Raw genomic sequence first — 26,714 nt, forward strand, 5'->3', positions numbered from 1 at the left:
TCAGCAGGAAGATTGGCGAATAGTCGATGGGCGATGACGCCGGTGCCCTGGGATTCATCTTCATTGGGTGCCGGTCACCGTCGCCCCGTATCGCTGTCCGGCCGTGAATTGACGGCCAGGTTGCATTGGATGGCGGTTCCTCGGCCAGTCCGGCCGTTCGAGCACCCATCTATTTCACTCTTTTTGAACGACCGCTTTCAGAGAAATCGAACAGGCGCTATCGACCCTCTGCGGTCGCTCAAAATTGCCGAAAGCGGCCGCTCACGAACATCGACCGTTGGCGCGACGCAGATGGCCCGTCACTGAGTGCTAGCATAGCGGCTCGTTGCATCGTTCAGCTATAGATTACTGGTCGAAAACACCGCAGAAATCGCTGCGACACCGTTCTGAAAATCGGCAGGAGGTTCTCGGCGAGAGAAATACATACACGTCGGTTCGTGATACCAAAAGTCTTGAGCGAAACCCGACGATCGACGCAACGACATCGCACCTATCCTTGACTGCGCATTTTTCCTTAGTCGCTGATTGGTTTTGTATTCGGGTGCCATCCAATATGGACTCCGCATGAGATTCCAGAAAATTCTGGCATCTCCTTTACGCTATTAATCTCCACGTGATAGATGCCTGGCCTTAGTTCGACGCCATACATGTACCGCGAATAGTAACCGTCGTGGTCACCATTAAATCCGTGTATATCCACACCTTCAACGTTGCGGACGTCGTCAACGATCGTCGACCCAGAACTATCGACTATCTTTAAATGAATAGGAACGGTCAATCCCGGGCGCCCATAGCGGCCGTCAGGATATCGTGAACCGTTGCCAACAAGTTCGATTACTCTCGATTGTTCGACACGCCCCTTGTAATAAACGTTGAGGTAAAACTCATATGGACGGTGCTCTGCGACTTTAATATCTACCCGAATGGTGGAATCGGAGCGACTGATGTCGAATGGGGCGATGGTGTCGGGCAAATTTCGGGCTGTTTCGCCCATTGACTGCGTGGTGCCCAGCAGAATAAACCACGTGAAAATCCAAAGGATCGCAGGTCGAGCAAGGTGAGGTAAATTTTTCATTGTTGACCCCCGTGCTTTTTCTCTATTGTACTGAAGTCCGATATCCATCGTATGTCGATACAGATTGTCAACGGTCTAGGCATCGATGTCGAACGTCCGTTTGTGGCCGAATGTACGCATCCAGCGCCTTCACCGGAATTCGCCGGTCGAAAACATTCGCCCTGTGCCAGCGGCAGCTTTGCGGCGTCGTATCTCGACGGGTGCAACCGGGCCAAAAGCGGAACTAGCAGCAGCGAAATTCGACGTAACAAAGCCGCAAGACTGCGAGCAAGCAGAGCGCCCTACGTTTGCGCACGCGTTGGCGACGCGTTGAACAGTGCCAAGCCGGCCAGGAATTTGTCGGGGTGGTGAAGGCTGCGGTGTCGTTACCGATATTCGATCCATTAGACCCGGCGCTCAGCATTATATTCCGCGGCATCATAGAGTTCGGTCGGCGCTGCAAAACCCTTCAGGTCGTACTTCGCTCCCTTGTTGCTAACGGCGTTTTCACATTGGTCCCGAACGGCTCTCGTGACCAATATCTGACCCGCTCGCGCGACAGACTGTGCGCGGGCAGCGGTGTTTACGACCGTTCCAATCGCCGTCAAATCGCGATGCGACTGACCAAACTCACCGAAACTGACGCTACCGCTGGCCATCCCGATGCCAATACACAGGGCTCCTTCATCCAGGTCGAACCCTTTCGAAAGTTCGTTTCGCCGGACACCCCAGCGGCGCTGCATTTGTCGCGCTGCGCGCAATGCTTGTGCTGCGTGATCGTCCTGTCGGATCGGAAAATTGAACACTGCCATGATGGCGTCGCCGATTGTCTTGTTTAGCAATCCGTCATACTCCCAGATCGCCTCGGCACACTCATCATAAAAGGCATCCAGCGTTGATGTCATTTGATCCGGAGCCAGGTATTCGGATGCGCTCGTATAGCCTCTCAGATCAGCGAAGAGTACGGTGGCATCGATAGTGACATTTCGAGCCTTCATGATACGGGTGAAGGCCAACTCGCAGAACGTGCAGATGTTTGGATTCATCCGGCTCGGCCGCAGACCGACCATTCGGAACGGAATGGAGAGCGGACCGCGCAATGCCACCGGGAAATGTAGAGTTTGCCAGCACCCTTTGCAGATTTTCGAGGGAGATTTGTTCATCAAAGCCCTCCTAACCGATAGCTGGTCGCGTTGGTTGCCCTGCCAGGTAGGGTGCGAATCGATGATTTGTTGGACATATCTGATCCTCCTGCTTCGGCTCCTTACGGCACCGACGCGCCGGGAGGCAGGTGATCCCGATTATGGGCCGCAAATCCCGGGATTGAAACAGGTTTGAGTGACTAACTAACCGACCAGGCTTTCGGGACAGGCAAGGTCAGTTTCGGGACCCGTTTCGGCTATTCGCCGAGTCAGTTTGCCATGGCGGCTTTGCAGTAAAGAATGGCCATTCCCTTTTCCTGCGGCTCGCCACACGTCACATCATGCCGCCGGTGGCGCTGCCCGTGCCGCCAGTGCCGGATGAAGGTGTGGACGTCGTCGTGAGCGGATGGGCGAGACCTGCCGCTGACAGCAGGGAGACGGCGCTCGGATCGGGCATGCCATTGGCGTCAATGGCGCCTGCTGTCGCCAGCGCGCCGAGATCGCTGTCGACGCCTGCTTGCCCGACAATAAACGGTGTCGTCAGAAACGCCGGTGCCGTCAGCGTGACCGCATAGTGCTGCTGCAGATTCGTGACGACGGCCGATTGCGCAGCCAGCACATCGGCCGGGTTTGAAAGCACCTGCTGGAACTGTGAGTTGCTCGGGAAACCCGCAATCAGACTTGTCTCGGTCGTCCCGAGTTGCGAAGCAAGGTAGACGAGCGTCAGTTCGGTCTCGGGTGTCGTATTGAAGGTGCCTCCGGCGAATGCCAGCGAATGCAGCGTCGTGCCGCCGGAGGTCACGGTGAGGATGCAGGGAAGCGCGGCGTTGAACGTGATGCTGTAGTGTCCACCGCCGTCTGACAAGGTGGAGTCCGAACCCTGCGCACAACTGAAACCGACCATCGCGCTGGCGAGCGCGTTGCCGGTGGCGGCCGTGCCGGATATGGCGACGCTTGCCTGCCCGTTTCCGCCGCCACAGCCGTCGACGCCGACGCAGAAGCTTCCCCCGCACGCGACGAGCGTTGCGAGCGAAGCCACGCAAAGTGCAGCCAGCGCCGGGCGGACGAAACACGTATTGTGAGTCTTCATGGTGCGGAGGCCTCTAAATTGCTACTCGTGACAGCCACACTTCCGGTCGCTACGTCGGTTCACTCATCACTGGCGTCCTCGGCTGCCGAATGGCCGTTTACGGGCAGGCTGGCAGGCGCAAGTCGACCCGCTACGGACAGTTGAGATCGCCGGAAGCCGCCATTCGTCCGGCGCGGAACGACATCAAGAGCCTTCCTGAAACTGCAATCCAACGATACCTGCGATAACCAGGCCGACACATAACAGGCGACCGAGCGAGGCCGACTCGTGAAACCAGATCAATCCGACTAAGGCTGTGCCAGCGGCACCGATCCCGGCCCAGACAGCATATGCGGTCCCGAGCGGAAGAATTTTGAGCGTGAAGCTCATCAACCAAACGCTCATTATTGCTGCAATGATAGACAGCGCACCCGGTACCAACCTTGTGTAACTATCGGACAACTTCATGGCCACGGAGAAGACGATCTCCAGCAGCCCCGAGGCTAATACCACGGTCCATGCCACAAACGAATTGGTAATCGAGATCATTGGTTATCTTCCTTCGGATCGGGAAGCTCATATGCGCGTCACGCCGAGAATACCATTGCCGCAGTCTGGAATTGGAACCGTGACGTGAAGGAGTCGGGTCGCAAGGGCCGAATGGAGTGCAGCGATCCTGAGGTCATTCCGGGGCCAACCAGTGCTACGTTCGCAGCCAACCCATATCCGCCTTGCTAATGGCTGTCAACAATCGAGTTCTTCGAATTGGTGGAATTGATGCCCGATTGAAAACGATTCGCGCGTCCGAACTGACCGGCCGGTTGTGGCCGAACCCGGAAGTTTGGCCAACGCCCGTGAGCCACTTGCCCGACCTCGGCCCGAATTGCGCTGTCTAAGCAGCCAACTTTTCCATTTGAACGGCATCGTACGCCATGGATGGTCCGCAGGCGCCGGCTCAGGAAACCACACGTCGCCCGCATAGCCCGCTAGATGGCCGGACGTGACCGCATCCACGACCGCGTCGCGATCGACAAGCTCCGCACGTGCAGTGTTGATCAGATAAGCGCCGCGTTTCATGCGCGCGAACATGCTCGGCCACCATAGGCTTACGCTCTGAGGCACCGAGTACCTTCGCGATCTGCTGACTGTAACCTTCGCATGCATCCGAGGCGCACAGCACCAGCGGGTAGCGCAACACATCACACATCTTCTAGCGGTGTCTCTCCATGCACCAACAGCGGGTGCCGCGCCGGTACGGCGATGACCAGCTGGTCGCTCCACACCGGCGTGACAATGAGCCCTTCCCCAGGTTCTTAGGATTTCGCGAAACCGGCATCGTAGGTCATCACGCAAGCCCTCAATTGTTGGGCGAGCGGCACCTCGAACAGGCGAATGTCCACCTCCGGCTCTTCCTCGCGGCATAGCGCGAGCAAGGCGCTCAGGCGCGGCTGCACGATGCCATCGGACAGTGCGATACGCAGCATGCCCTGATACCCAGTAGCCGCCGCTTTGGCGCTTGCCCGCGCTTGCTCCACGGCGGCCAGCACGCGCCGAGCGTCCTCCAGAAAGACCTGTCCCGACCAGGTCAGGCGCGTGCCCTGCGTATCACGATCGAACAGGCGAACGTTGAGATCATCTTCCAGTTGCCTGATGGCGCGCGACAGTGGCGATTGCTCGATGTGCAGCCGTTCAGCGGCGCGCGCGAAATGAAGCTCTTCGGCAACCGCGATAAAACATCGAAGGTGACGTAGCTCCATAGGCAAGAATCCTCCGCGCCGATTCCGGTTGCGCTATGACGCTTCAGCGGCCTTCGCTGCCATCGTCGCGCGGGCCCCACCAGACGAGCGGCAAGCAGTTTCCTCGATGTCTTCATTGGGCTTGTTTGCACCCATTGGGGAGGTCGACATGAAGTTGGCGCCGGGACCTGTCAGGGCTTCACGAACCGATAGGCGAAGCGATCGGTCTCGCCCCTGATCGAGGGATCGAACACCTTGATCGAGTGCGGATCGTCCTTGTTCGCGAGCGTGGTGCTTTCCGCGTCCAGTACGAAGCCGGCCGCCTCCACCTCCTTGCGAACGGACGCAGGCTCGATCCGATGCAGCGACTGGGCGTCGCTCGTGCCCAGCCCGACGGCGGCGGCGTGGTCCACGATGACGTAGTACCCGCCGGGCTTGAGCTGCTCGTAGACCACTCGATTGAAGTGGGCCGCCGTCGCGCCCCTGGCCTGCATCAGCGCTGTATGGAGGTCGTGATAGAACAGATGCAGCCAGAGGACATCCGCTGGTTGCGTGACCTCTGGCATCGCTACGAGGTCTGCCGAGACGGCTTCCACGTTCTCTCGGCCCGGCTCCGTCGCAAGCGTCCGCATGCGGCCGACCGGATCGTTCTTGAAGTGGGCGACTTCGGCCGGTACGAAGCTGAAGACCCGTCCTGCGGGTCCCACGATGTCGGAGAAGAGACGGGTCCAGTCGCCGTCGCCTGGGTAAACGTCGATTACGGTGGAGCCCGCATCGACTCGTGCGAACCGGATCAACTCGGATAGCTTGGATTGGTCGTACATAGGGATCTCCTTTACGGTTGGGCATTCGAGAAGCGCGCGGCATGCGAGGGGACGATCCACGGCTGATCCACCGTCTACCCCGACCCGATGGCCGCAGATGGCCAGCGCTACGCCAGCCCGGCCGTGTCCATCTGCGAGGCCCGCGCCAGTGCTTGCGTGTCGATGTACTCCCGGATGCTCGTCAGTCTGCCGTCACGGACCGTGATGGCGAAGATCCAGTCGTCATCGAACGTCTTGTTTGTGGCTTTGATCATCCCCCTGGCGAAGCCGACGACCAGGACCCTGTCTCCTTGCGCTATGAACTCCCGGGGTTCCATGGACGTTTCTATCGACTTGGATGCGGTCTCAAGCAAATCCGCCAGCCCCGCGTGTCCGTGGCGCGTTCCGGCCAATGGCCAGTCCTCGCCCGGAATGATCCACTCGATGTCTTCGGCGGCCAGCGCCAGCAGACCCTTCCTGTCGCTGCGGCCGATCGCGGCGAAGAAGTCCTTCACGGTCTGGACGTTCTTATCGGTACTCATCGGAATTTCTCCATTTCTCTCGGATCGGATCGCGCGCGAAGTGTCTCAATCAGAACTCGCCGTCAATATCTGTCACCCCGATCAGCTTGTCGTCGGTCACGTCGGTCAAACGCCTTAGCAAGAGCCCGGCCGATATTGCCGAATCCTACAATTGCATAGCTCATAATGTTTCTCCGACCTTGTGTTGAAACTAAAGTGTGAGAAACGTGGTCCCACGACTGGCGGGGCTTGTGGGCCAGCCACGGGAGCGCGCCGGGGTCAGACCTGCGCCATGCCTCCATCGACGGCGAGATCCACACCGGTGATGTAAGAACTTTCATCGGAGGCGAGGAACGCGACTGCTGCCGCGATTTCCTCGGGCATGCCTCTGCGGCCCATTGGGATCTGCGCGGTGAACTGTGCGACTGCTTGCTCGGCCTGTTCAGCGGTGAGGCCCGTCGTCGTCGCCAAGGCCGGGGTGTCGATCGCTCCGGGACTCATAGAATTCACGCGGATCTTGCGGTCTTTCAATTCCATAGTCCAGCCGCGCGCGAAGTTGCGTACAGCCGCCTTACTCGCGGCGTAAGCAGTAAATCCTGGAAGCCCGAGGACGTTTGAGACAGAAGAGTTCAGGATAATCGAACCGCCGTCTTTGAAGAGGGGAAGGGCCTTCTGTACCGTAAAGAACATTCCCTTCACGTTCACGTCGAAGGTCTGGTCAAAATGGGCCTCCGTAGCTACCGCGAGCGGTGCGATTGTCCCTGCGCCCGCGTTCGCGAAGAGAACGTCGATGTGACCATGTTTCTCTTTCACGACGGCATAGAGCCGGTCCAGATCTTCCAAGCGCGACACGTCGCCCACGACCGTCGTAACGTTTCTCTTGATGGCGGCGGCGGCCTCCTTCAGCTCTTTCTCTCGTCGCCCAGTGATCACGACGTGCGCACCTTCTTCCACGAAGCGCTTGGCTGTGGCCAAGCCAATCCCGCTGCTTCCGCCCGTGATGACTGCAACCTTACCTTCTAATTTTTTCACGATCTTTCGCCTTTCGTTTGTGGTGTCAGGCAGCGCCGCTGTTCCCATTGGTACAAAGGCGCTGTATCATTTGGATCGCCGATCCAGATCCTGATTCACAGCATCCGGACCAGTGATCCAAATATACGGATCAGTGATCCGTTTGTCAAGGGACCCCATGCGAGCCGACGCCAAAAAAAATTACAGCCATCTACTTGCAGTCGCGCGCGACGTTGTCGCCAAGCACGGTGTCGACGCGTCGATGCGAGATATCGCCCGCCGGGCTGACGTCGGGTTGGCTACACTGCTGCGTCATTTCCCGACGCGAGAAGCCTTGTTTGAAGCGTTGTTGTGTACGAATCTGGACGAACTGACGCAGAAGGCAGACGAACTCGAAACGTCGAATTCACCTAACGAAGCGCTCGTGTCTTGGTTTCGCGAATGGATGGCATTTGCCCAAAGCTATAGGGGCGTTGTCGCCCTGATGGCGGCAGCTCATACCAACCCGGACTCCGCGCTTTACGCTTCATGTGCAGCAGTGCACTCAGCGAGTGCACGACTGTTGCTGCGTGCTCAAGCCGAAGGGACAGCACGTGCCGATATGAATGGGGACGACATGTTCGGCCTGATGGCGGCGCTCGGCTGGCTTGTCGATCTGCCCTCATTCGCGCCACGGGCAGATCATCTTGTTCACCTTATTACGAGCGCCATCCTGACAAACTGGCCCAGCAACGATGTCAAAAAGAAAGATGTCAAAAAGGCAATGCGCTGAGTCAGATCGGCCTAGAAGGATTGCTGGGGATCAGTCGAACTTAACCAAATCCTTAAAGATCAGTTGACCCCAGCTATTTCCGCGCGCCTGCACAAGCAGTCCGCCGTCCGAAAGGCCGCCAAGTTTGATCGGCGCGAAGCCGAGATTTTCCGCAAGCGCACCAATCTCCGCTGCTGCGCCGTCATCGTCGCTCGCCAGGAACACAACTCTCCTGCCGCCATGTACGGCCGGATCTTGGCCAAGGACGGCAGCGACCAAATGGTTGAAGCCCTTAACCAGTCGTCCACCAGTGAAGGCCTGCGCGACGACCTTGGAAGAAGGTTGCCCTCCCAGTTCCTCGGGGGGCACGCCGTAGGCATTGGTCACGTCCACGATGGTCTTCCCCTGCCAAGTGGGAAGCGACTTTGCGACCTCCGGGTGCGACTCGAAACGGACAGCCAAAAAGATGATGTCCGCCTTGACGGCTTCCGCCAGGGTTTTGGGAATGTTCCTTGGGTTTAGCACGCCCACGGGCTCCAAATATCGAATGGAGCGCCGTAGGGCGAAGCACGTCAGACTTGCGCCAGGCCGCCGTCAACGGCAACCTCGCTGCCGGTCATGAAACTGCTGTCCGACGACGCGAGGAAGGCAGCCGCCGCCGCGATCTCGGACGGATCGGCCATACGCTGAAGCGGGGTCATCGCACCGTAGGCCTTCTGGCCTTCCTCGCCCAGCGCCTCCTTCGCGAGTTCGGTCGCGGTCGCGCCAGGCGACAGCACGTTTACCCGGAGACCGGTGCCCTTCAGGTCCTCCGCCCAGGTCCGCGCGAGGTTGCGCACCGCCGCCTTGCTCGCGCTGTAGGCGGTGAACGCCGGGGCGCCCGTGGTGCCAGCGCTCGATCCGGTCAGGATGATCGAACCGCCCGGGCTCATCAGCGACAGCGCCTTCTGCACCGTGAAGATCGTACCCTTCACATTGGTGTCGAAGGTTTCGTCAACCTGCTCGACGGTGATCTTGCCGAGCGGAAGCGGGCTTCCCGTCCCAGCATTGGCGAAGACGATGTCGAGGGTCCCGCGCTCGGCCTTCACCGCCGCGTAGAGCCGGTCGAGGTCAGCCAGAACGGAGACCGAGCCCTTCACCGCGCGGGCATTGGGCCCGAGCTCAGCCACAGCGGCGTCGAGCGCTTCCTGCCGCCGGCCGAAGATGAAGACGAAGGCGCCCTCCTCGATGAAGCGCTTTGCCGCGGCAAGGCCGATGCCGGTAGCACCACCAGTGATCACGGCCGTCTTTCCATTCAGTCTGGTCATGTCATGCATCCTTTGTTGAAGTTGTACGGAAGCAGGGAACTGCTTACTTGAGGTAAGTATGCTGTTCTAATAACCTAACAACAAGTATGCACTTTTAGGTAAGTATCAAAAAATGACGACGCCCCCTGAAATCTGCGACACCGGCTGCGGGCTCAACGCCACGCTCCGCATCATCTCGGGCAAGTGGAAACCGCTGATCCTGTTTTTCCTGCGCGACGGCCCGAAGCGCTACGGCGAGCTCAAGCGCTTGACCCAGGGCGTCAGCGACAAGGTGCTGATCCAGCAATTGAAGGATCTGGAGGCCGATCGCGTGCTGGCGCGGACCGACTACAAGGAGGTACCGCCGCGTGTGGACTACGCGCTGACCCCGCTCGGTCGCAGCCTGGCCGACGCGATCGTCCCGCTGTGCACCTGGGGAACCCAGCACGCGGAAGAAATGGCAAGCATCTTCGCCAAGCGCGACGCTTTGCCCTAGCAGGATGCTGAAGAACCGCTGAGTCGGACGACCCTCCACATTCGTAGGAGGGCGGCAGGTCAAATTCTTGCGATCAGACTATCAGGATGCGCGGTTTGGGCGCTCTGGCCCATGTTTTGTGGCAGCGACTCTTCAAGCATCCCTAGACGCACGACGCCAAGCCAAGTCGCTCCGTTTAAACGATCTCCGCCAGTTCGCCTGGCCACCGTTGCCTCAAAGAAAAGTCCTGCTCTCGCTCAAGCTGTTGTCGACGATCTAGGCAGCAAGGTCGAACGACCGAAAGTGGCCGTTCCTTGCCGCTTGCTGTGCGAATCTGACCTGCCCATTGTCGCGAACGGCAGTAGGCGACCCTTTTCCGCCGGTAGACATAGCGCAGCCTCGACGGCAGCTTTCGGGTATAGCCGACGTTTGTATCGCCGTCCAAGCGTGCGGGCCACACTCCGGTGGCGCAACGGTATCTTCGCCTTGCCCGACAGCATAAAAGACTGACACGCTGCGCCAAATACGACACCGCTCAGCAGTTGGGGGGCCGTCAGGGCAGGCAGCGTAGTGTGTGCGCATTACGGCAGCGCGAACACCACAATGGCGTTGCCGCGCTTGTAGTCAAGTAGCTGGTTGCCGCCGGCTGCAACCGCCACATATTGCTTGCCGTGCACCGAGTACGACACCGCTGGGGCGTTGACGCCGGCGCCGCACTGGAACTCCCACAACTTCTTGCCGGTGCGCGCATCAAATGCGCGGAACAGGCCGTTGCCTTCTCCATTGAAGACGAGATTGCCCGCCGTCACCAATACGCCGCCGATCAGCGGCTGATCGGTTTTAAACGACCAGACGATCTTCCCGGTGTCGACGTTCACCGCTGCGAGCTTGCCCCACTGCTGCTCGTTCGGAATGGTCTTGAATGAACCGCCAAGCCACATCTTGCCGCCGCCCGGATACGGCGTGTCCTCGACCTGGTACGTCAACGGGCGATGCAGGTTGGCCGCATATGCGAGACGCGTCTTGGGGCTGTACGCCGTCGGCGACCAATTGACTCCGCCGTTCGCACCCGGCAGCATGCGCGCGCCCTGCGGCGTTGGCAGCGTCCACATGTTCTCTTGCGGGATCATCGCCGGCGAGAAGCGGATTAGCTGGCCCGATGTGCGATCGTGCACATAGACATGCCCGGTCTTTCCGGCATGGACTACCCCAGATACCATGCGTCCGTCGCGGTCGCGCACGTCCACCAGGATCGGCGGGCTCGCCGCGTCGAGGTCCCACACGTCATGCGGGATGTACTGGTAGTGCCACTTGTACTTGCCGGTGTCGAGGTCGACCGCCACCGTCGAGTCGGTAAACAGATTGTCGCCGGGACGAACTGCGCCATAAAAGTCAGGCGAGGGGTTCCCAACCACGAAGTACACCGTGCGCGTTTCCCGGTCGATCGCTGGTGTCATCCACACGCCACCGCCCAGCGTCTTGTAGAAGTCGCTACCCTTCTCAGCAAGTTGCTTCTTCTCGGCATCGATATTGCGTTTAAGGTCCCGGCCGGTCGCATCCCTGGTCGCCCACACGCCCTCCTGTCCGGATTCGGGAATCGTGTAGAAGGTCCAAAGCAGTTGACCTGTGTTGGCGTCGAACGCTTTCACAAAGCCGCGAACGCCGTACTCACCCCCGTTGGTGCCAATCAATACCTTGCCATCGACCACAATCGGCGCCATCTTCTCGCTGTAGCCTAGCTCGGGATCGCCGACCTCGGTTTCCCACAGGAGCTTGCCAGTTCCGGCGTCGAGCGCAACCAACTTTGCGTCGAGCGTGCCCATGAAGAGCCTGTCGCCGTATATCGCCACGCCGTGGTTGTTGGGCCCGCAGCAGAAGGTAGTAACCGGCCCCAACTTGTGCTGGTAGTGCCAGAACTCCCGCCCGGTCGCTGCATCGATCGCGTACACATGATCAAACGACGTGGTCAGGAACATCACGCCGTTCACCACCAATGGTGAGGTTTCCAGTGGTCCGTTGACTGCCGTCTGGAAGATGAACGCCAGCTTCAGGCGCGCCACATTGGCGGTGTTGATTTGCGCGCCCGGGTAGTACCGCGTCTGGGCATACGAGCCGTTAGGAAGCAGCCAATCCGCCGCATTGGACGATGCAGTGTCCAACTGGCTCTGCGTGACGGTCGGGTTCGGCGGCGCTAGCGTCGACAGATGCATGCGGACCGATCCGCCGGTGACCTCGGGCTGTGCAAGGGCGCCGGCTGGAGCCACCGTCAGCGTAGCCAGGAAGGCGAACAGGAACGTTCGACGAAGCGCGCCATCGCGCCCTCTATGGCGGTTAGACTGCATGGTAATCTCCTCGGGACGAGGAAACGTCCGGATCCGAACCAGGGGCAGGGCAACCCTAGAAGTTTAGGTCGTTTGCGTATCCACCGACACCGACAAACTTCAATAGCCGAAAGACGTAAAGATCTGGACTACGCCGCCACACTTCATGCCGTCGCCCCAGCGCGGCCTCAACGGCAGCTTCCAAGGTGGAACCGCCATCTGCATGTCAGCCCGCGCAAGCTGGCGAACGACCGAATCTAGCCGAAACCTGTCCCACGTCGACGGGCTCAGCTCGACCCACAAGAGATTAAGGCAACTTGCAGAATGGCAACGGCGTGCGCGGCGAGCCGATGTATGTCATCACTGGCGAAGCGTGGGTTTGGGGTGGGCGCGCAATCAATGGAAAGTGGTCGTAGACGACTGCAGCTTCGTCAACACGCCGCTTTTGAATCGGAACCAGCCTTGCAAGCTTTGCATAACGACTTCATCGTCTTGCCAGAACACACGCTTGACCGCCATGCGCTTACCCAAGCGCTGCACAAGTGGCGGATGGTGGCGAAAGTCGTACAGCACCGGACCGGAATCGGTCTGCACAAGCGTGCGCGTGACAGCGTGATTTGCGTTGCCGACGTCATCGAAATGCGTGAGCGTGTTCGCGCCGAAGCGATCGAAAATTTCCTTGTCGAGTATCCCCACGAAATCGCGGTCGACGCGCACGAATTGCAGTTTGCCCGAGGGCGTGACGAGCGGGCCGGACGCGTTGCTTTGCGCATGAACGCAAGTCACGAAACAGCAGGCTGCGAGCGCAGCGAGAAACAGTCGTCTCATCTTTTCTTCTAGATTCAGCGGCATCCCCGACGACGGAGCACGACCCGCAGTCGTTCCTCGGGAACATTGTCGTCAATTTTGGTCGAGACGTCGAGTGTTTCTAACTGGCCGCACCCGGTCCAACAGTGACCGGCTCGGGTCGACTCTGACCGGTCAGTCAAGCATGTGCAGAACGGACACTCAGTTGGCGCCAATGCAGTAGTCACTCATCGCCAAACTCTGTCGGGCCCGGAGTGATTCCGATCAGTCGTTGTCCTTCTTTACTGTCCTCGACTCTCCAGCCCTGTGCGTTTAACGTCTCCCGTATGCTATCGGCTTTGGCCCAGTCCCTTTCCGCTCTGGCCTGCTCGCGCTCGCTGAGTAACACCCGGATGTTTTCCGGAATGTCGGACACAATCGGCCTCCAATCGCGCAACCCGAGACCCAGCAAAGTGTCAAAGCTGTCCACGGTTGCTCTCAACGTCGCGGGTGGCAGGTCACTCTTGACTAGCTCCCAAAGCACGGCCACAGCCCTGGGCAGATTCAGATCCTCGTTCACTTCGGCGTCGAATCGCGCGGCGAAACCCGGATCGACGAGGCCTCCGTAGGGCCAGCCGGAATAGAGATGCCGCAGCCGGTTCAAGGCTGTCTGCGCTGCATCGAGAGACGCCCAGCTGAAATGCAGCTTGGTCCGGTAATGGGCTGTCAGGCACAGGTAACGATACGCGACCGGATCGATCTTCCGAGTCTGCAAGGTCTGCAGTCGAATGAAGTCACCGCTCGACTTTGACATCTTCGTGTCGGCATCGAGCGTCAGAAAGTGTCCGTGCATCCAGAAGTTCGCAAGCCGCGTGCCGTGGGCCGCCTGGGTCTGCGCAATCTCGTTGCTGTGATGCACGGCGATATGGTCTTCGCCGCCACAGTGGATGTCGAACCAGATGCCAAGGTGCTTCGCCGACATGGCCGAGCACTCGATATGCCAGCCCGGAAATCCGCGCCCCCATGGGCTATCCCATTCCATCTGCCGAGTAACGCCAACCGGACTGAACTTCCATAACGCAAAATCCGTGACGTTCTTCTTGGAGCCAATTGCGACGCGCTTGCCCGGCTGCAGGCCGGCATGGTCGAGCCTGGCCAGATAGCCGTAGTCGTCCTGCTTGCTTGTGTCGAAATATAGGCCGTCACTGGTCCGATACACATAACCGGCTCGTTCCAGCTCGCCTATGAACGCGATCTGTTCGGCGATGTGTTCGGTCGCACGGCACCATACCGTCGGCTCCAGAAGTCGCAGGGCGCGCCAATCCGCGACGAAGGCCTCGGTATAGCGCCGAGCGATGGCCCATGCTGATTGTCCGGTCCGTCGGCTGCTTTTTTCCATCTTGTCTTCGCCTTCATCGGCATCAGAAGTCAGATGACCTACGTCGGTGATATTGACGACGTGCTGGACGTCATATCCGTTGCGCATCAGTGCGCGGCGCAGGATGTCCTCGAACACGTAGGTTCTCAGGTTGCCGATATGCGCATGGTCATAGACGGTGGGACCGCAGCAATACATGCCGACCTGACCGGCGTGGATTGGCGTGAACGGGCGCACGGTACGCGACCAGGTGTCATACAGCGCAAGTGGCATGGAGTCTCTCCGTTCCGAAGGTGTCGGGCCAAAACAAAAAGGCCGCCGGTTTTGCAACGGGCGGCCAGAAGGCGATTGATTTAACGCGTAGCTAGATCGCTAAACGCATCTTCCCCCCGGCACGTTCTGACAACATGCACGGACCAGCGAAGAGAGGAATTTGGTTTGACCAAGCATGGGACGATGCTAGCGTCTGTTGGCTGCGCAGGTCAATACCGGCGAATGGCTGCTTTCAGCGAGTACTTCCGAACGGCCGCTCCTAGCCGCGTGCTGCCTCACCCCACAGACCGATTTGCCCGTTTCTGACACACGCGCTTCGCAAAGCCGGACCCACTTGCCGCTGCCCCGGAAACCGATAGCTGGCCGTTGGTGACGCAAGTGCGGACTATGCGATTACCTGACTGCGCTCCTTTTCCGACAACAACCTGACGAGCTCATCCGCAGTGTGCTCAATCCGGCCAAAATAAAGCCCGAAGTTCGATAGCGCAGCATCGTGCATCGCCGGGTCACAGTCGGCACACGCATCGGAAACCAGCATGCAACCGAATCCCCGGTCAGCGGCATCCCGTGCGGTCGTTTCGACGCAGCAACTCGTCACCACTCCGGTGAAAACCAGGTTTTTTATTCCCATACGGTCCAGCACGTTTTGAATCTCGCTACCGTTGAACGCGCCTTGCGTAGTCTTGCGGATCACGGTTTCGCCCTCCAGCGGGGCGACCTCCTCGAGGAACGCGTAATCCGGATTGCCCGTCCACCATAGGTCCTGAATGCCGGCGGCTTCTTCCAGCATGCGCGACCACTCACGAAACCGAGTTGGACAATCCCGCATATCCCGATACGCCGAGCCGATCGCCAGATGAATGACCGGCCTTTGCGATCGGCGAAACGCATCGAGCAGCGTGCGGATTGCCGGAATGGTCGTGTGCTCCAGCCTCTCGACGTAGTAACGCATCGAGCCGGGCTCTATCGCCTCACATGCCTTCACCCAGCCGCGGTCGGCTGCAGCATCACTGTATTGAACGTCGACCACGACTAGCGCCGTAGCCGTGTGATCCGAGAAGTCGATACCTGGAATCGTCGCCGACAGGTTTTCAAATGCGACGTTTGCGGGTGCTAGCGGGTGCATGTCGTAGTCCTCGATTCAGAATGAACTCGCCGCCGTTGCGCGCGAGGGTACGCGTTGGCCTGTTGGGAACGACCGGCCGGTCACTGTATTGTGATTACCCGGGTTGATGTCGGCCTGCGCGAAAACGACGGTCAATGACCTTGCAGCGACTCCTGAATCTTTCGGTTCCGACCAGCGACGCCGCAGTATCGCGAAACATCAGGTGCCTGCACTGGAACCAGTACGTTGGTTCGGCCGTTCCTTCGCGGCTTCCGCAGAAGCGTTCGGCGAAGCCAGTTGCGTCAGCCATCCCGAATTGATCTGCCAGAACAGAAAGCAATGAAAATGCCTGCACGCAGTGCCTGCGTCGGGCTACCATTTCCGATTGGATTTTGCTTGTGGCGACGGGCCTTAGGCGACCCTCAACCGCCGTTGGAGCCGGCACCGCGTCAACGGCGGCTTCCGAGGTCAAGCGGTCGTTTGTCGGTGCACGCTTTTCATCTCGCTAAATTTAGCCGCCGACCTGATTTGGGCATTCGACCGATACATGCTGCTGGAGATTGACACGTACTCGTCGAGTCCGTCGGCGGATGCTGCATCTGCTCAAGATGTGGCTGGAGTCGCCTGGCAGTAGGGCATCGGGGGCCGGCACGTGAAACGACGTCAGCCAGTCCTCGCGCCGGAATCCGAGTAGGTTTGCGTTTTCGCATGCCCTCGTTCGTTTTTGGACATATCAGTCTCGCAGCTTGAAACGGGAACCATGTTTGCGGCACCGCATGTGCAGTGACCCGGACAGTCCGCTTTGGCGAGGTTTGTTTTGGCTTGCGGCTCCGCTATGTTTCACATAGGGCGCCAACCGTTTTTCTCGGGCGATAGCGGGGAACTTTGGCGTGTCAGTAGCGTGGATTGCAAACCGATCGTGACGCTACACTTCCGTGACCGTGGGAGGATGGAATGCCCTCCAGAAAGCAGCCTCAGCGGCCCACACCTCCCACACCTCCGGTTGAGAATAAGTCAAAGCGTTCAACACGGTCTGCTCCTGAGCCGCCGGACCTGTGGAAGCTCATCCAGAAGTGGGTATGGAAACACTTCGGCTGGGTTGGGGTGGGCGTCATAGCCTCTGCTGCAATCTGGTGGCAGTGGGATCACGTCAGCAAGTTGCCTGGGATCGAGCCGCTCGTCGCGCGCCTCAGCGAAAAATCGCTGCCCCGCGCGACCCCGGCAAGTTCAACGTCGCTATTGCTCATCTCGACCGCGACGACAATCATCAAATCGAGGGGGTGATCCGCGACTCGCTCCGTGACAAGTTTCCGATCGTCAATACCATGCCGTTCGATCGGCTGATTTCTACCGAAGACGAGCGCGAGGGTCACGAGCGCGCCCGGGCTCTGCTCAAAGCGTCCGGCTTCGATGTAATGGTATGGGGCGACTATCTGTCGGACCGGGAAAAGGACAGCAAGAGCCAAATTAGGCTTCACCTAACCACTTCGCGAGACGAGACGAGGACGTCGTCGGCAGGGCGCTACCGGACGATTGACGATCAGAATCTCCCCCCTCTATTTTGGCAAGACCTGACCGACGTGCTCGGCCTGCTTGTCGCAACCAGCGAGGCCGAGTTCGAGGCGCACGAGGGGCGATACCAGGCGGACAAGCTCATCCCATTCATCAAGCGCGTCCGCACGCTCCTCAAAAGCAGCACGGCGGATCAATGGAATGCGGCCACGCGTGCGAACGTCCAGATCATTCTCGGCAATGCTCTACTGAGGTACGGCGAGCAGTCGGGCACGAACGAGCCGTTGCGGGAGGCGATTGCCTTTTACGGCGAGGCGCTGAAGGAGCGGACGCGCGAGAAAGTGCCGCTCGATTGGGCAGCAACGCAGAACAACCTGGGCCTCGCGCTCGCGGTCCTGGGGAAGCGTGAGTCAGACCCGGCGCGGCTCACAGAGGCGGTGGCCACCTATCGCGAGGCGCTGAAGGAATGGACGCGCGAGAAAGTGCCGCTCGACTGGGCAGCAACCCAGAACAACCTGGGCTTGGCGCTCACGGACCTGGGGGAGCGCGAATCGGACCCGGCGCGGCTCACGGAGGCGGTGGCCGCCCATCGCGAGGCGCTGAAGGAATACACACGGGAGAAAGCGCCGCTCGACTGGGCAATGACGCAGAGCAACCTGGGCAACGCGCTCGCGGCCCTTGGGAAGCGGGAGTCAGACCCGGCGCGGCTCACGGAGGCCGTGGCCGCCCATCGCGAGGCGCTGAAGGAATACACACGGGAGAAAGTGCCGTTCGCCTGGGCAAATACGCAGACCAACCTGGGCGCTGCGCTCGCGGCCCTGGGGGAGCGCGAGTCGGACCCGGCGCCGCTCATGGAGGCGGTGGCCGCCGATCGCGAGGCGCTGATGGTGCGTACGCGCGAGAAAGTGCCGCTCGACTGGGCAGAAACGCAGAACAACCTGGGCGTCGCGCTCGAGGCCCTGGGGAAGCGTGAGTCAGACCCGGCGCGGCTGGAGGAAGCCGCCCGCGCTTTCCAGGCCGCCCTTCTCGAGTATCGCGCTGCGAAGGCCGATTACTATACCAAAGTCGACGACGAGAATTTGCAGCGAGTTCGGAAGGAGATCAGTCAACAGAAGAACGCGAAAATCGAGGTCGACTCGAAGACGAGGTGAACCTGCAAGTTTTAGCGTAAAACCTCAAGCGGTACTGAGAATTCTGGGGTTCAAGAAAACAAATGAAAGCGATGCGGCTGGCGTCTCACCTTCAATACGTTTTACAAAGAGCGACCTCTCAGGCGACTCGGCCGCTAATACTCTGCAAGCTGTCACTCAGCTGAACTGCTCCCCGTCAACCGGCCACAGACACTACGCCAGAGCGGCCACTCGCAGAGCATAGACAGCAGACTGGCGCGAACGGCTGCAACATGCCCTGAGCCAGTCCGTCAAGTGGGTTGAGGTGAAAGCGCGGCGCTCGATGATCCGCTTACGGGCCGCCATGTGGCTGTCATTCGCGCCGCGTTTATCCGTTTATCTGCTCTGGGCCATTGATGCGGCGCCAGGTTTTCTTGGGTTCCTCGATCAGCTTGAGTGCCAGCCGTCCGAATCCTTGCTGCACAGCCCCGTATGGATCCCTTCGATCATCACGTATCAGGGGTCGACTGCTCGCGCCGGCTCCAGTGGGCATGCTCCTCGGCCCATTGCGCCGTCAGGCAGCTCACAGCAGATCTCTTACTTTACGCGCCGTAGCGCAAGGTGAACTGTCCCATCGCCGACGGCGGAGACGGGGCTGATAATTGTCAACTCGTCGCCGGTAACAGAAATAACGCGCGTCTGATCTTCCCCGTCCCAGTTAGGGTAGGTGCGTCCTGAACGAGCACCTCGCGCGGCGCAGGTGCAGGCGGAATCCTGGCAAAAAATTTTTTGAATGTGCACAAGCCCGCTCGTCTTATTGGAGGAGCAAATCGTCGTCAAACATCTGAACGCGATTTAACATGGAGCGATGATGCCGCGGGAGCGATGTAGATCGCCGGGCGACGGGGCGGTGCCCTGTCGGCGGGTCAGATCATACCCACTTCCATGAGAGGCAGAGTGGCAACCACGTGAGTCCGGTATTTAAGAGCGCACCTAACGTGAGCCAGGTCTTGTGGCGAGAGTGAAGCGCTGCGACGGGAATGTGGTTGGAGGCCGAGCAAGGTATGGGATTACAAAATGAACTCCGCTCCGACTGTTAACGTTCAAGAGTTTATAAATAGCCAGGGCTTTACCGCCTACCAATGGTCGGTACTGACACTTTGCTTCCTGGTCATTGCAATTGACGGGTTCGATACCGCCGCAATCGGCTATATCGCACCTGCGCTCTTCGTGGACTGGCACATTGCAAAGTCCTCGCTCGGCCCCGTTCTTAGCGCTGGACTTTTTGGACTCGCGTTAGGCGCAACGAGTTCGGGGCCGATCGCTGATAGACTCGGTCGAAAAACTGTGCTGGTTCTTGCGGTCCTGTTTTTGGGCATTTCGTCTCTTGCGAGCGCCAGTTCACAAAGTCTTGAAATGCTTACCATTCTCCGATTCATAACGGGACTTGGCATTGGTGCAGCCATGCCCAGTGCCGCGACGCTGATGGCTGAGCTTGCTCCCGATCACCATCGCTCCCTCGTCAATAACGCCATGCTTAGCGGATTTCCGTTGGGAGCCGCTGGAGGCGGTTTTCTGGCAGCAGCCCTGATTCCCGCACTAGGCTGGCGCAGCGTCCTGGTTGCTGGCGGCGTGCTTCCCATCGCGCTAGGCATTGTCCTCATTTTCCGAATTCCGGAATCGGTCCGTTACATGGTTGCCAAAGGGGCTGCCGCCGAGCGGATCCATGCCTTACTTGACCGCATCGCCCCGGGGAAGCTGGTCGTGGCAAGTCAATTCGTTATTGGCGAGGAGACCTACAAAGCGAGTTTTGCGGATTCGGTCAAAATAGTACTGGCGAGGCCATATATTGTTGGAACTCTCATGCTATGGCTCGCCTATTTCATGGGGCTGGTTATATTTTATTTACTTACCAACTCCCTGCCCATCCTGATCCACGATTCAGGTCATAGCGTCTCTCATGCGGCCCTCATTACGGCACTCTTCCCGTTGGGTGGTGGAATCGGCGCCTTGGCCTCGGGCTGGCTGATGGATCGTTTCAACCCCAACTTAATAGTCAGCGCCTGCTTTTTTGCTACCGGCCTCTTCACAGTTTCCATCGGATACGGGGCTCCCGGCCTGCTCGCTCTGATTGGCCTCATTTTCATGGCGGGCACCACGATGAACGGCGCGCAAGCGTCAATGTCGGCATTGGCGGCGAATTACTACCCCACAAGGGCACGCGCGACCGGCATTGCATGGATGATGGGTGTCGGCCGGTTTGGTGCAATTGTGGGCGCTCTGGCTGCTGCGGAATTACTCCGCCGCCGTTACGGGCTGAATGAAGCTTTCATCGCAGCAGGCCTTCCGGCACTGTTTGCCGCCACCGCACTCTTTGTAAACTATCTCGCAGGGCCTAGACGCAAGGCCGTGCAAACGCCGTCGCTATTCGACGCGCCTCGCGATCCGAAGAACGATTAACCCAACGCGGCTGAGAGGGTGCATCGCGCAACATAACGTAGACGGCAACGTTGTCGCAGCCGGCCTCGCAAGGTTCCTTTCCGAGCTCGCGGAAAATTCAGCGGGCTACCGCGCTCCCGTCCTTGACTGAAATGAAGCTCCAGAGGGTCAACTTGACGCTAGCGCTTTCCGCTAACTGTGCTGGCAGAATTTACGGGTCAGCTCTGAGCAAATCCGGTTTGCTTGGCGTCGACTTCAATTTGGAAACGCGGCGTTGAACCGGCTGGTCGGTAAAGCGAAGATGCGTTTCGAGCGGGCATCGATGGCGACTTGCCCGGGCGTTACAGATGTGCGTTGCCGACGCGCTCCGAATGATTCCCGTGCAAAAGCGCGCGCTGCTTTCTCGCCATGGCGACCGGCCTAACGTGCACCATCGCGCGCAAAAACTAGCGTTTCGACCATTGCGTCGAGCCTCGCCGGGGCGGCTATCAGCCGTTGTCTCAGCAACTGCTCAAAGCGGTCGCTGAGTGTGCGCTTTCTTGGCTCATCTCCGGGTCGGCTGAGGGCGAGTAACAGCGAAGGCATGAAAGTGGCGCGATGAAACGCCGCGTACCGGCTCGCCATACATGCGCGGTCCTGATGTCGCTGGTACTCATCCCAAATGTCGTCGGGCTGCGCAACGCATTCGCAATGCTCGACGACGAGATTGCAAAACTGGCCGTTACTCGCGAACGGTGCAAGCAGGTCGTGCACGGGGCGGGCAAACGTCGCCAGCACCATGCGTGCACGTTCATCGGTCGTGATCGCGCCCTCACAGGTCATCTGCGTCAGCGCATCGTTCGCGTGGTTCATGAGCGCCTCTAGGCCGGTGCGCCCATCGTCGTCCGCTCCCGGCAGCACCACGACGAGACGGCCTCCGGGCCTCAACTCGCGGGCCCGCAGAGCGAGAAACGTTTCCCAGTCCCTGGCAGCCTGCTCGCGAAACGCAGCGTTTGCAGCACCCGTCGTGCACGGTAGAAAGATATGACCCGCAATTGGGACAGGCACGCGGCTTAACCACACTGCGGCGTACGCGCTCCATCCAAGATGCACATATGCTGGCGGCAAAACGCTGTCGTAAAACGACCGCCCGATTGCGCATGGGTAGATCAAAGGGTCGTCGCGGACATATCGGCCCGGGTCGCTCTCCAGAAGTTCGAACAGGGAATTGAAATCATTGACCGGCAGGTCTTCGTGATAGACAAGGATTGGGCGGTCCGGCCCGACCCGGGCGCGCACGGCGGCGATCGCAACCCGCATTGGAGCCTGCGAGTTTTTGCCTTGTGACGATCCGTACTCGGCGATCACGACCGGTTGGTCGTCCGGTTCGAGCACCGCGCTCGCCACTGCATCCTGCAGACATGGCAGCGCGATTGCGGCACCACCGGCTTGAGGCGTGGAGTGACGATTGTAGGCGCCCGCGCCCTCCATGGCACCCGACATGGTCTTTGCCTGGTTCACGATTTCGTCCTCTCTTCTGCGTGCGGAAAGATGTCTTGGAAGTGACTTGTCCTGTTAGTCGTTCAAGTCGTATTGGTGAATCACCGCTCCGGGTGCTTCCGGTGGTGGAACATGTGGCCTCCTCAGGATCCCGCGAAACGGGACGAAGCACAAGCGCTTGCAGAGATAATCGTCTTTTTCGGGCAATCACACTGATCCGAGCGCGTCGTCAACTTCCATGCCGAGGTACCACACCGCGCCTTCCAGCTTCATATGGGGGGCAGCAGTCGCACCGCCCCGAGGATCCTGGTGCGGCGATAGATCGGTGACATCTTGATCCGCCGCATCGTGTGCGTTCCATACACCGTATTGTCCCGTCCTATCGGCGCCATCCAGCCATGCATTGCCTGTGGCGACAATTATTTAAGTGGCAGGAACGCACCGGACAGGACCCACCACTTCCAGTTGAGTGCGAGCGACCTCACCGTACATCGGCCACCGCGCGGCAGGTTCGCCTTCGTCCACCCGCTTCCTGACGGACGATGTTGGCGGCTGGTTCCAGTAGCTCTGTGCAACACTCAGCCTTGCAATTCACCGCTATAGGAACGGACGCGAGAGCCGCGTGCCTGCACCAGGCGACCAGCTGCTATGGCCGATGAAGCAACGTTCACATCGCGAATTGAATGGCCGCTTCCAACGGTGGAACCGACGCCTGAATGTCCGAGCGACGGTGCGGGCGAATGACGCTTCCTGGCCGACTGCTGTCTGTCGTGAGCAACATGACGGCACTACGACGGGCGGAATACGCGGCAAGGGGGTATTTAGAGGCGACGCATGCAAACAGAATGACTGCCGGTTTCCCTGCCGATGTAAGCGTTCGTCCCGATCTGCTCCCTGTGTCGACTTGCGTTGCAGTGCACACGCCCAATTGCATCCATATGCCGCCATCGGGCGTATAAATTGAAGCAGGTGGACGAGCCACCGTCAGGAGACACAGCCATGAAATTCATGATGACCTTCCACTGGGCACCGGGATACCCAACAGCGTGCCGAAGCCATTGCGCGCTTTCAGCGAACCGGCGGGCCCCCGCCTGACGGCGTCCGGTTGGTGGGCCGGTGGACGCGAGCCGATCTGGGCGCAGGGTTCGATCTGCTCGAAACAGATGATATGAAGAAACTCACCGAGTTCGCCTATCAGTGGAGCGATCTGATGGAGCTGGACATCGTCCCAGTGCTTGACGACGCCGAACTGAGCGAGGTGCTGGGGCGCGTAGTGAAATAGAGGGTTCAACGCACGTTCGATATCGACGCTATTCGACATGAACACAACCGGGCGCGTCCGCAGCCACGGCCTGCGGCACCGCGTGATCCTTGCAGCCGGACCAGGACGCTGGCGACGGACGATCCTGGCCCTGCTTGTCGTTCTGATCGGCTATGCCGCCGCCGATCTCTTCTGGCCGTTGCACCGTGACCTGAGCCGCTTCGATCCCATCGCGACGGGGACACTCGAAACGAAAATATGGCGCTCCTACTATGACCGCCAGCACGTGGCGCTCTTTCTTGAACTGGCGCAAACCCTGCGCACGCAATACCACCTTCCGTGGCTAAGGTCGTACGTCGGCGCTTACTACGGCGCATCAGCCGCATTCACCTTCAAGGGGGGCAAGGAACGCAGCGATTACGAAAAAGCGTTGCCGGCGCTGCAAACCTATTTCAGCCTGATCCGCAACACGGGGAACCGCGACTTCGATGTCTCGCGCACCACCGCGCTCGAACTGGAATGGTGGATCGTGCACCGGCAGCGTGAACGTTATCCGCCCGGCGCGTTGGGCAGCGCGTGTGGTGCAGCTGCCGCATCGCTGTATAGGGTGCCCGCGGGCTCGACACTCGAACACGGCCAGTTGCGCGCGCAAGCGATGCTGCTTCGCGACGCCCGTGAAGAAGCGGGCAGCGTCACCGACGCCGATTGGGCAACCATCGAATCGCTACTGCACCGGAGCTACCTGTCGCTTGGCCATGCCGTTTCATCGACAAACGCCGTCGCCGGCGCGCGATGAGCGACGCGCCAGCCCGCTCGAGAGGCCACATTGATGCGCCGCTTCATGTGGCTGTCGCGACGAAACGATTTGCATCGCTTTAGAGGAGCAATGCGTTTGTGCACCTTTAGGCGCCAAACCTTTAGGCGCCAACTTTAAGGGCGGGTCATGACCTCAAGCAAATGACCATCGGGATCGTCGAATACACTCTCCGGCCATCGTTGTGCAGATAGGTTCGCCGGCACGTTGTTTACCGGGATCGGCCCAGTACATAAGCCATCGGTCACGAATACGAGAGAAGACCTGGTCGAATTCGTCTTCACTAGTCAGAAACGGGTAATGCCGCATGGAAATCGCACTGTCGTTGAATAGCCGCTATCGACCCAAGCCGGACGCTCGACCAGGCGCCACCTCATCGGCAGCTTTTGAAGGTACAACGGTCACTCACCTTCCGATTCGGTCGGTCGTAAGTCGCACCCGCGGGCAGACAGTTATCCGCTATGGGTGCCCACCTGCTCATTCCTGCTCTGGTGAACGCGAGACAGACGAAGCAGTTGTGCCAGTAACTGCGCCCGTAATCGCAGTTGCCGAGATCCACGTCTGCCATTGAGAAATGAAATTGAATTCGGGATCGAGCGCAAATGCGGGGTCGAGCAACGCCCACTGTGCGTTCAGGCGACGCCTGCCACACAGACGGCCTACGATGAAATCATCTAATCATCGAGGGGCGTCACCTGCGCCTCCAGATCAGCACTTCCAGCACTTGGCTTTTTCTCCGGCGTGAGGCGGTTGTCGGGGAGTGGGGAGGGTAACAGTGGTTCAGTGCGACAAGGTCAGTTACATCCCTTTGTCGTCGTTGTTGTTCCGGCGGTACTAATCGGAGACATGATCTATGAAGAATAATTCTGGCTTCACCGCACTTCGGGAGCGTGTTGATCCTCGGATAGCGGGACTAATCGGCCTGTTGGTCGGTGACTCTCTCGGCTGTCCATACGAGTTTCACGCACCTCATCAGATTCCGCCGCGTCACAAGATCGAAATGCAGCCTGCTGATGGGTTTCTTCGAACGCGTGCCGGCGTCCCCCGGTCGGTACGTGGTCCGACGATGGCGCACAAGCCCTGTGGCTGCTGGCAAGCAGGCTTGAATGTGGCCGCTTCGCGTTGACCGACTTCGCGGGCAAACTGCTGCGATGGGTGGACGACGGTTATCTTGCGGTCGATGGGGATGTGTTCGATCGTGGCATTCAGACTGCTGAAGCAATGAGCAAACTTCGCGACGGTGTGTCTCCGCGTGAATCCGGCGGCGCGCATTTCGACGGCCCAGCATGCACAGCAGCGCCTCGGCGCCCAGCACGAATGAAGTTATCAGGGCCACCGCGAACGCAAACGCGACGGTGAGCCGAACCAAAACATTAAAAAGCTCTGCCACTTACTTCTCCCGGTCGCGTCACCTTGCTCATTTCTTCCTACTATTGCGTTCGCTATGCCGATACTGTCGTCCTATTGTAGCGACTTGTTAAATCAGTAAAACGCTACTTTACTTAGGCGAAGTCGGTAATTTTTTCGATGCGCCCGTCCTGCAAGGCTACCGAGGCGGTGTGCGATGAAAAGCGGCGTTTTATAGGCTCTTTTCGGCGGAAGGATGACGCTTTTTTGCAACAGTTCCCTCACCATATCGGTCACGCGAACCATGCTTCCATATGCGTTCAATAATCAAACAGTCGGGGAATGAATTTGACAAATAAGAATGGTTTCGCTTCATTGATACAGCACCGTCAGTTAGTTCAATGCAGAACTTGGCGGTCTTGTGGGTCTACTGGTCGGCGATGCGGTCGGCGTTCTGTATGAGTTTCACTCCCCAGAACAGATTCCGCCACGCGATCAGATTGAGATGACAACGCCTGTCGGCTTCAGGCGGTCACATGCCGGTGTGCCGGTCGGTACGTGGAGCGATGATGGATCGCAGACGCTTTGCCTGTTGGCTACCAGCGGACATCAGCGTGCGTGCCCACGAACAACATTTTCGCGACCGCACATGACGGAACGCCAGTGCCAGGGAATATCAGTTTCCGAATTCTCTTCTGTTGCGGCGATACCATCTGCTTGAAAGCCGCGCCAGCCGGAACGTTGATGCGGATGCCAACACCAGGAGGGCACCGACCAGGCTGTAGTCGACGTTACACATCAGATCGGTCAGATAGAACGTCGGGAGCGCGACGAGCGGGTGGTAAATCGCGCGACTTATCAGGTCTTCCATCGGTTTCTCTCAGTAGCTTGGCTGCACAAGCCGGCAAGTCACTGTGAACGCTTCAGTCAGCAAAAGCGGATCGCAATATCAGGATTGCCGCATCGAGTTCGTCGCTCGCCATGCCGGTAGACGGTGGCAGACACCCGCTGCTGGCGTGTCTCCGCTTTGCCCAATGTGGGT

Annotated in this window: 22 protein-coding genes and 3 pseudogenes; 7 read left to right on the forward strand and 18 right to left on the reverse strand. The window is 59.3% G+C overall.

Annotated features, from left to right (window positions below):
* Positions 1–514 precede the first annotated feature (514 nt).
* The 9 genes and pseudogenes from P3T23_RS11240 to P3T23_RS11280 all read right to left on the reverse strand — a co-directional run bounded on the left by P3T23_RS11240 (position 515) and on the right by P3T23_RS11280 (position 7,357).
* The gene (locus P3T23_RS11240) at positions 515–1,123 is read right to left on the reverse strand and encodes a DUF5625 family protein (RefSeq protein ID WP_429316249.1); all 609 of its coding nucleotides are present in this window, start codon (positions 1,121–1,123) and stop codon (positions 515–517) included.
* Positions 1,124–1,458: 335 nt separating this feature from the next.
* Positions 1,459–2,217, reverse strand: coding sequence for an adenylate/guanylate cyclase domain-containing protein (locus tag P3T23_RS11245; protein ID WP_429316250.1), 759 nt, complete (start codon positions 2,215–2,217; stop codon positions 1,459–1,461).
* A gap of 313 nt (positions 2,218–2,530) precedes the next feature.
* A complete protein-coding gene (locus P3T23_RS11250) occupies positions 2,531–3,286 on the reverse strand; it encodes a hypothetical protein (protein ID WP_429316251.1) in 756 nt (251 codons plus the stop codon).
* A 183-nt stretch (positions 3,287–3,469) separates the two neighbouring features.
* Positions 3,470–3,814 carry a DMT family transporter gene (locus P3T23_RS11255; RefSeq protein ID WP_429316252.1) on the reverse strand — a complete coding sequence of 115 codons (345 nt, stop codon included), beginning with the start codon at positions 3,812–3,814 and terminating at the stop codon, positions 3,470–3,472.
* Positions 3,815–4,180: 366 nt separating this feature from the next.
* Positions 4,181–4,354 (reverse strand): annotated as a pseudogene (locus tag P3T23_RS11260) (NAD(P)-dependent oxidoreductase); the annotation flags it as partial.
* Positions 4,350–5,022 (reverse strand): annotated as a pseudogene (locus tag P3T23_RS11265) (LysR family transcriptional regulator); the annotation flags it as partial. The pseudogenes P3T23_RS11260 and P3T23_RS11265, both read right to left, overlap by 5 nt.
* A 170-nt stretch (positions 5,023–5,192) precedes the next feature.
* Positions 5,193–5,825, reverse strand: coding sequence for a class I SAM-dependent methyltransferase (locus P3T23_RS11270; protein ID WP_429316253.1), 633 nt, complete (start codon positions 5,823–5,825; stop codon positions 5,193–5,195).
* A gap of 107 nt (positions 5,826–5,932) precedes the next feature.
* Entirely contained in the window at positions 5,933–6,346 is a 414-nt protein-coding gene (locus P3T23_RS11275; protein ID WP_429316254.1) for a nuclear transport factor 2 family protein, read from the reverse strand.
* A gap of 258 nt (positions 6,347–6,604) precedes the next feature.
* Positions 6,605–7,357 carry an SDR family NAD(P)-dependent oxidoreductase gene (locus P3T23_RS11280; RefSeq protein ID WP_429316255.1) on the reverse strand — a complete coding sequence of 251 codons (753 nt, stop codon included), beginning with the start codon at positions 7,355–7,357 and terminating at the stop codon, positions 6,605–6,607.
* Between the two features lie 157 nt (positions 7,358–7,514).
* On the opposite strand from P3T23_RS11280, the gene P3T23_RS11285 reads away from it, so the two are divergent.
* Complete coding sequence (locus P3T23_RS11285) at positions 7,515–8,108, forward strand: TetR/AcrR family transcriptional regulator (protein ID WP_429316256.1); 594 nt, start codon at positions 7,515–7,517, stop codon at positions 8,106–8,108.
* 30 nt (positions 8,109–8,138) lie between these two features.
* Here the strand turns inward: P3T23_RS11285 and P3T23_RS11290 are convergent.
* Both P3T23_RS11290 and P3T23_RS11295 read right to left on the reverse strand, forming a co-directional pair.
* Positions 8,139–8,603, reverse strand: a pseudogene (locus P3T23_RS11290) (NADPH-dependent F420 reductase); the annotation flags it as partial.
* Positions 8,604–8,659: 56 nt separating this feature from the next.
* On the reverse strand, positions 8,660–9,394 hold the full coding sequence (locus tag P3T23_RS11295; protein WP_429316257.1) for an SDR family NAD(P)-dependent oxidoreductase: 735 nt from the start codon (positions 9,392–9,394) through the stop codon (positions 8,660–8,662).
* 112 nt (positions 9,395–9,506) lie between these two features.
* Between P3T23_RS11295 and P3T23_RS11300 the strand changes: the two genes are divergently transcribed.
* The gene (locus tag P3T23_RS11300; protein WP_429316258.1) at positions 9,507–9,869 is read left to right on the forward strand and encodes a winged helix-turn-helix transcriptional regulator; all 363 of its coding nucleotides are present in this window, start codon (positions 9,507–9,509) and stop codon (positions 9,867–9,869) included.
* 560 nt (positions 9,870–10,429) lie between these two features.
* Here the strand turns inward: P3T23_RS11300 and P3T23_RS11305 are convergent.
* The 4 genes from P3T23_RS11305 to P3T23_RS11320 form a co-directional block, all read right to left on the reverse strand.
* Positions 10,430–12,190, reverse strand: coding sequence for a pyrroloquinoline quinone-dependent dehydrogenase (locus tag P3T23_RS11305; protein ID WP_429316259.1), 1,761 nt, complete (start codon positions 12,188–12,190; stop codon positions 10,430–10,432).
* A gap of 375 nt (positions 12,191–12,565) precedes the next feature.
* Positions 12,566–12,997, reverse strand: a complete 432-nt coding sequence (locus tag P3T23_RS11310; RefSeq protein ID WP_429316260.1) for a hypothetical protein — start codon at positions 12,995–12,997, stop codon at positions 12,566–12,568.
* 202 nt (positions 12,998–13,199) lie between these two features.
* The gene (gene cysS, locus P3T23_RS11315) at positions 13,200–14,606 is read right to left on the reverse strand and encodes a cysteine--tRNA ligase (protein ID WP_429316261.1); all 1,407 of its coding nucleotides are present in this window, start codon (positions 14,604–14,606) and stop codon (positions 13,200–13,202) included.
* Between the two features lie 385 nt (positions 14,607–14,991).
* Positions 14,992–15,732 carry a cysteine hydrolase family protein gene (locus tag P3T23_RS11320; protein ID WP_429316262.1) on the reverse strand — a complete coding sequence of 247 codons (741 nt, stop codon included), beginning with the start codon at positions 15,730–15,732 and terminating at the stop codon, positions 14,992–14,994.
* 1,058 nt (positions 15,733–16,790) lie between these two features.
* Between P3T23_RS11320 and P3T23_RS11325 the strand changes: the two genes are divergently transcribed.
* Complete coding sequence (locus tag P3T23_RS11325) at positions 16,791–18,374, forward strand: hypothetical protein (RefSeq protein WP_429316263.1); 1,584 nt, start codon at positions 16,791–16,793, stop codon at positions 18,372–18,374.
* Between the two features lie 1,035 nt (positions 18,375–19,409).
* Positions 19,410–20,792, forward strand: a complete 1,383-nt coding sequence (locus P3T23_RS11330; RefSeq protein ID WP_429316264.1) for an MFS transporter — start codon at positions 19,410–19,412, stop codon at positions 20,790–20,792.
* A gap of 399 nt (positions 20,793–21,191) precedes the next feature.
* Here P3T23_RS11330 and P3T23_RS11335 read toward each other — a convergent pair whose 3' ends face one another.
* Both P3T23_RS11335 and P3T23_RS11340 read right to left on the reverse strand, forming a co-directional pair.
* Positions 21,192–22,271: an SAM-dependent methyltransferase gene (locus P3T23_RS11335; protein WP_429316265.1), complete on the reverse strand. Its 1,080-nt coding sequence runs from the start codon at positions 22,269–22,271 to the stop codon at positions 21,192–21,194.
* 985 nt (positions 22,272–23,256) lie between these two features.
* Positions 23,257–23,571, reverse strand: coding sequence for a hypothetical protein (locus P3T23_RS11340; protein ID WP_429316266.1), 315 nt, complete (start codon positions 23,569–23,571; stop codon positions 23,257–23,259).
* Between P3T23_RS11340 and P3T23_RS11345 the strand changes: the two genes are divergently transcribed.
* The 3 genes from P3T23_RS11345 to P3T23_RS11355 all read left to right on the forward strand — a co-directional run bounded on the left by P3T23_RS11345 (position 23,570) and on the right by P3T23_RS11355 (position 26,393).
* Positions 23,570–24,307, forward strand: coding sequence for a hypothetical protein (locus tag P3T23_RS11345; protein ID WP_429316267.1), 738 nt, complete (start codon positions 23,570–23,572; stop codon positions 24,305–24,307). The two genes, P3T23_RS11340 and P3T23_RS11345, sit on opposite strands and share 2 nt — an antisense overlap.
* A gap of 1,107 nt (positions 24,308–25,414) precedes the next feature.
* Positions 25,415–25,684, forward strand: a complete 270-nt coding sequence (locus P3T23_RS11350; RefSeq protein ID WP_429316664.1) for an ADP-ribosylglycohydrolase family protein — start codon at positions 25,415–25,417, stop codon at positions 25,682–25,684.
* 409 nt (positions 25,685–26,093) lie between these two features.
* Positions 26,094–26,393: an ADP-ribosylglycohydrolase family protein gene (locus P3T23_RS11355; protein ID WP_429316268.1), complete on the forward strand. Its 300-nt coding sequence runs from the start codon at positions 26,094–26,096 to the stop codon at positions 26,391–26,393.
* On the opposite strand, the gene P3T23_RS11360 is transcribed toward P3T23_RS11355, so the two are convergent.
* A complete protein-coding gene (locus tag P3T23_RS11360) occupies positions 26,349–26,543 on the reverse strand; it encodes a hypothetical protein (protein WP_429316269.1) in 195 nt (64 codons plus the stop codon). The genes P3T23_RS11355 and P3T23_RS11360 overlap by 45 nt on opposite strands.
* Positions 26,544–26,714 lie beyond the last annotated feature (171 nt).

It is taken from the genome of Paraburkholderia sp. GAS448, assembly GCF_050435685.1.
GTDB lineage: Bacteria > Pseudomonadota > Gammaproteobacteria > Burkholderiales > Burkholderiaceae > Paraburkholderia.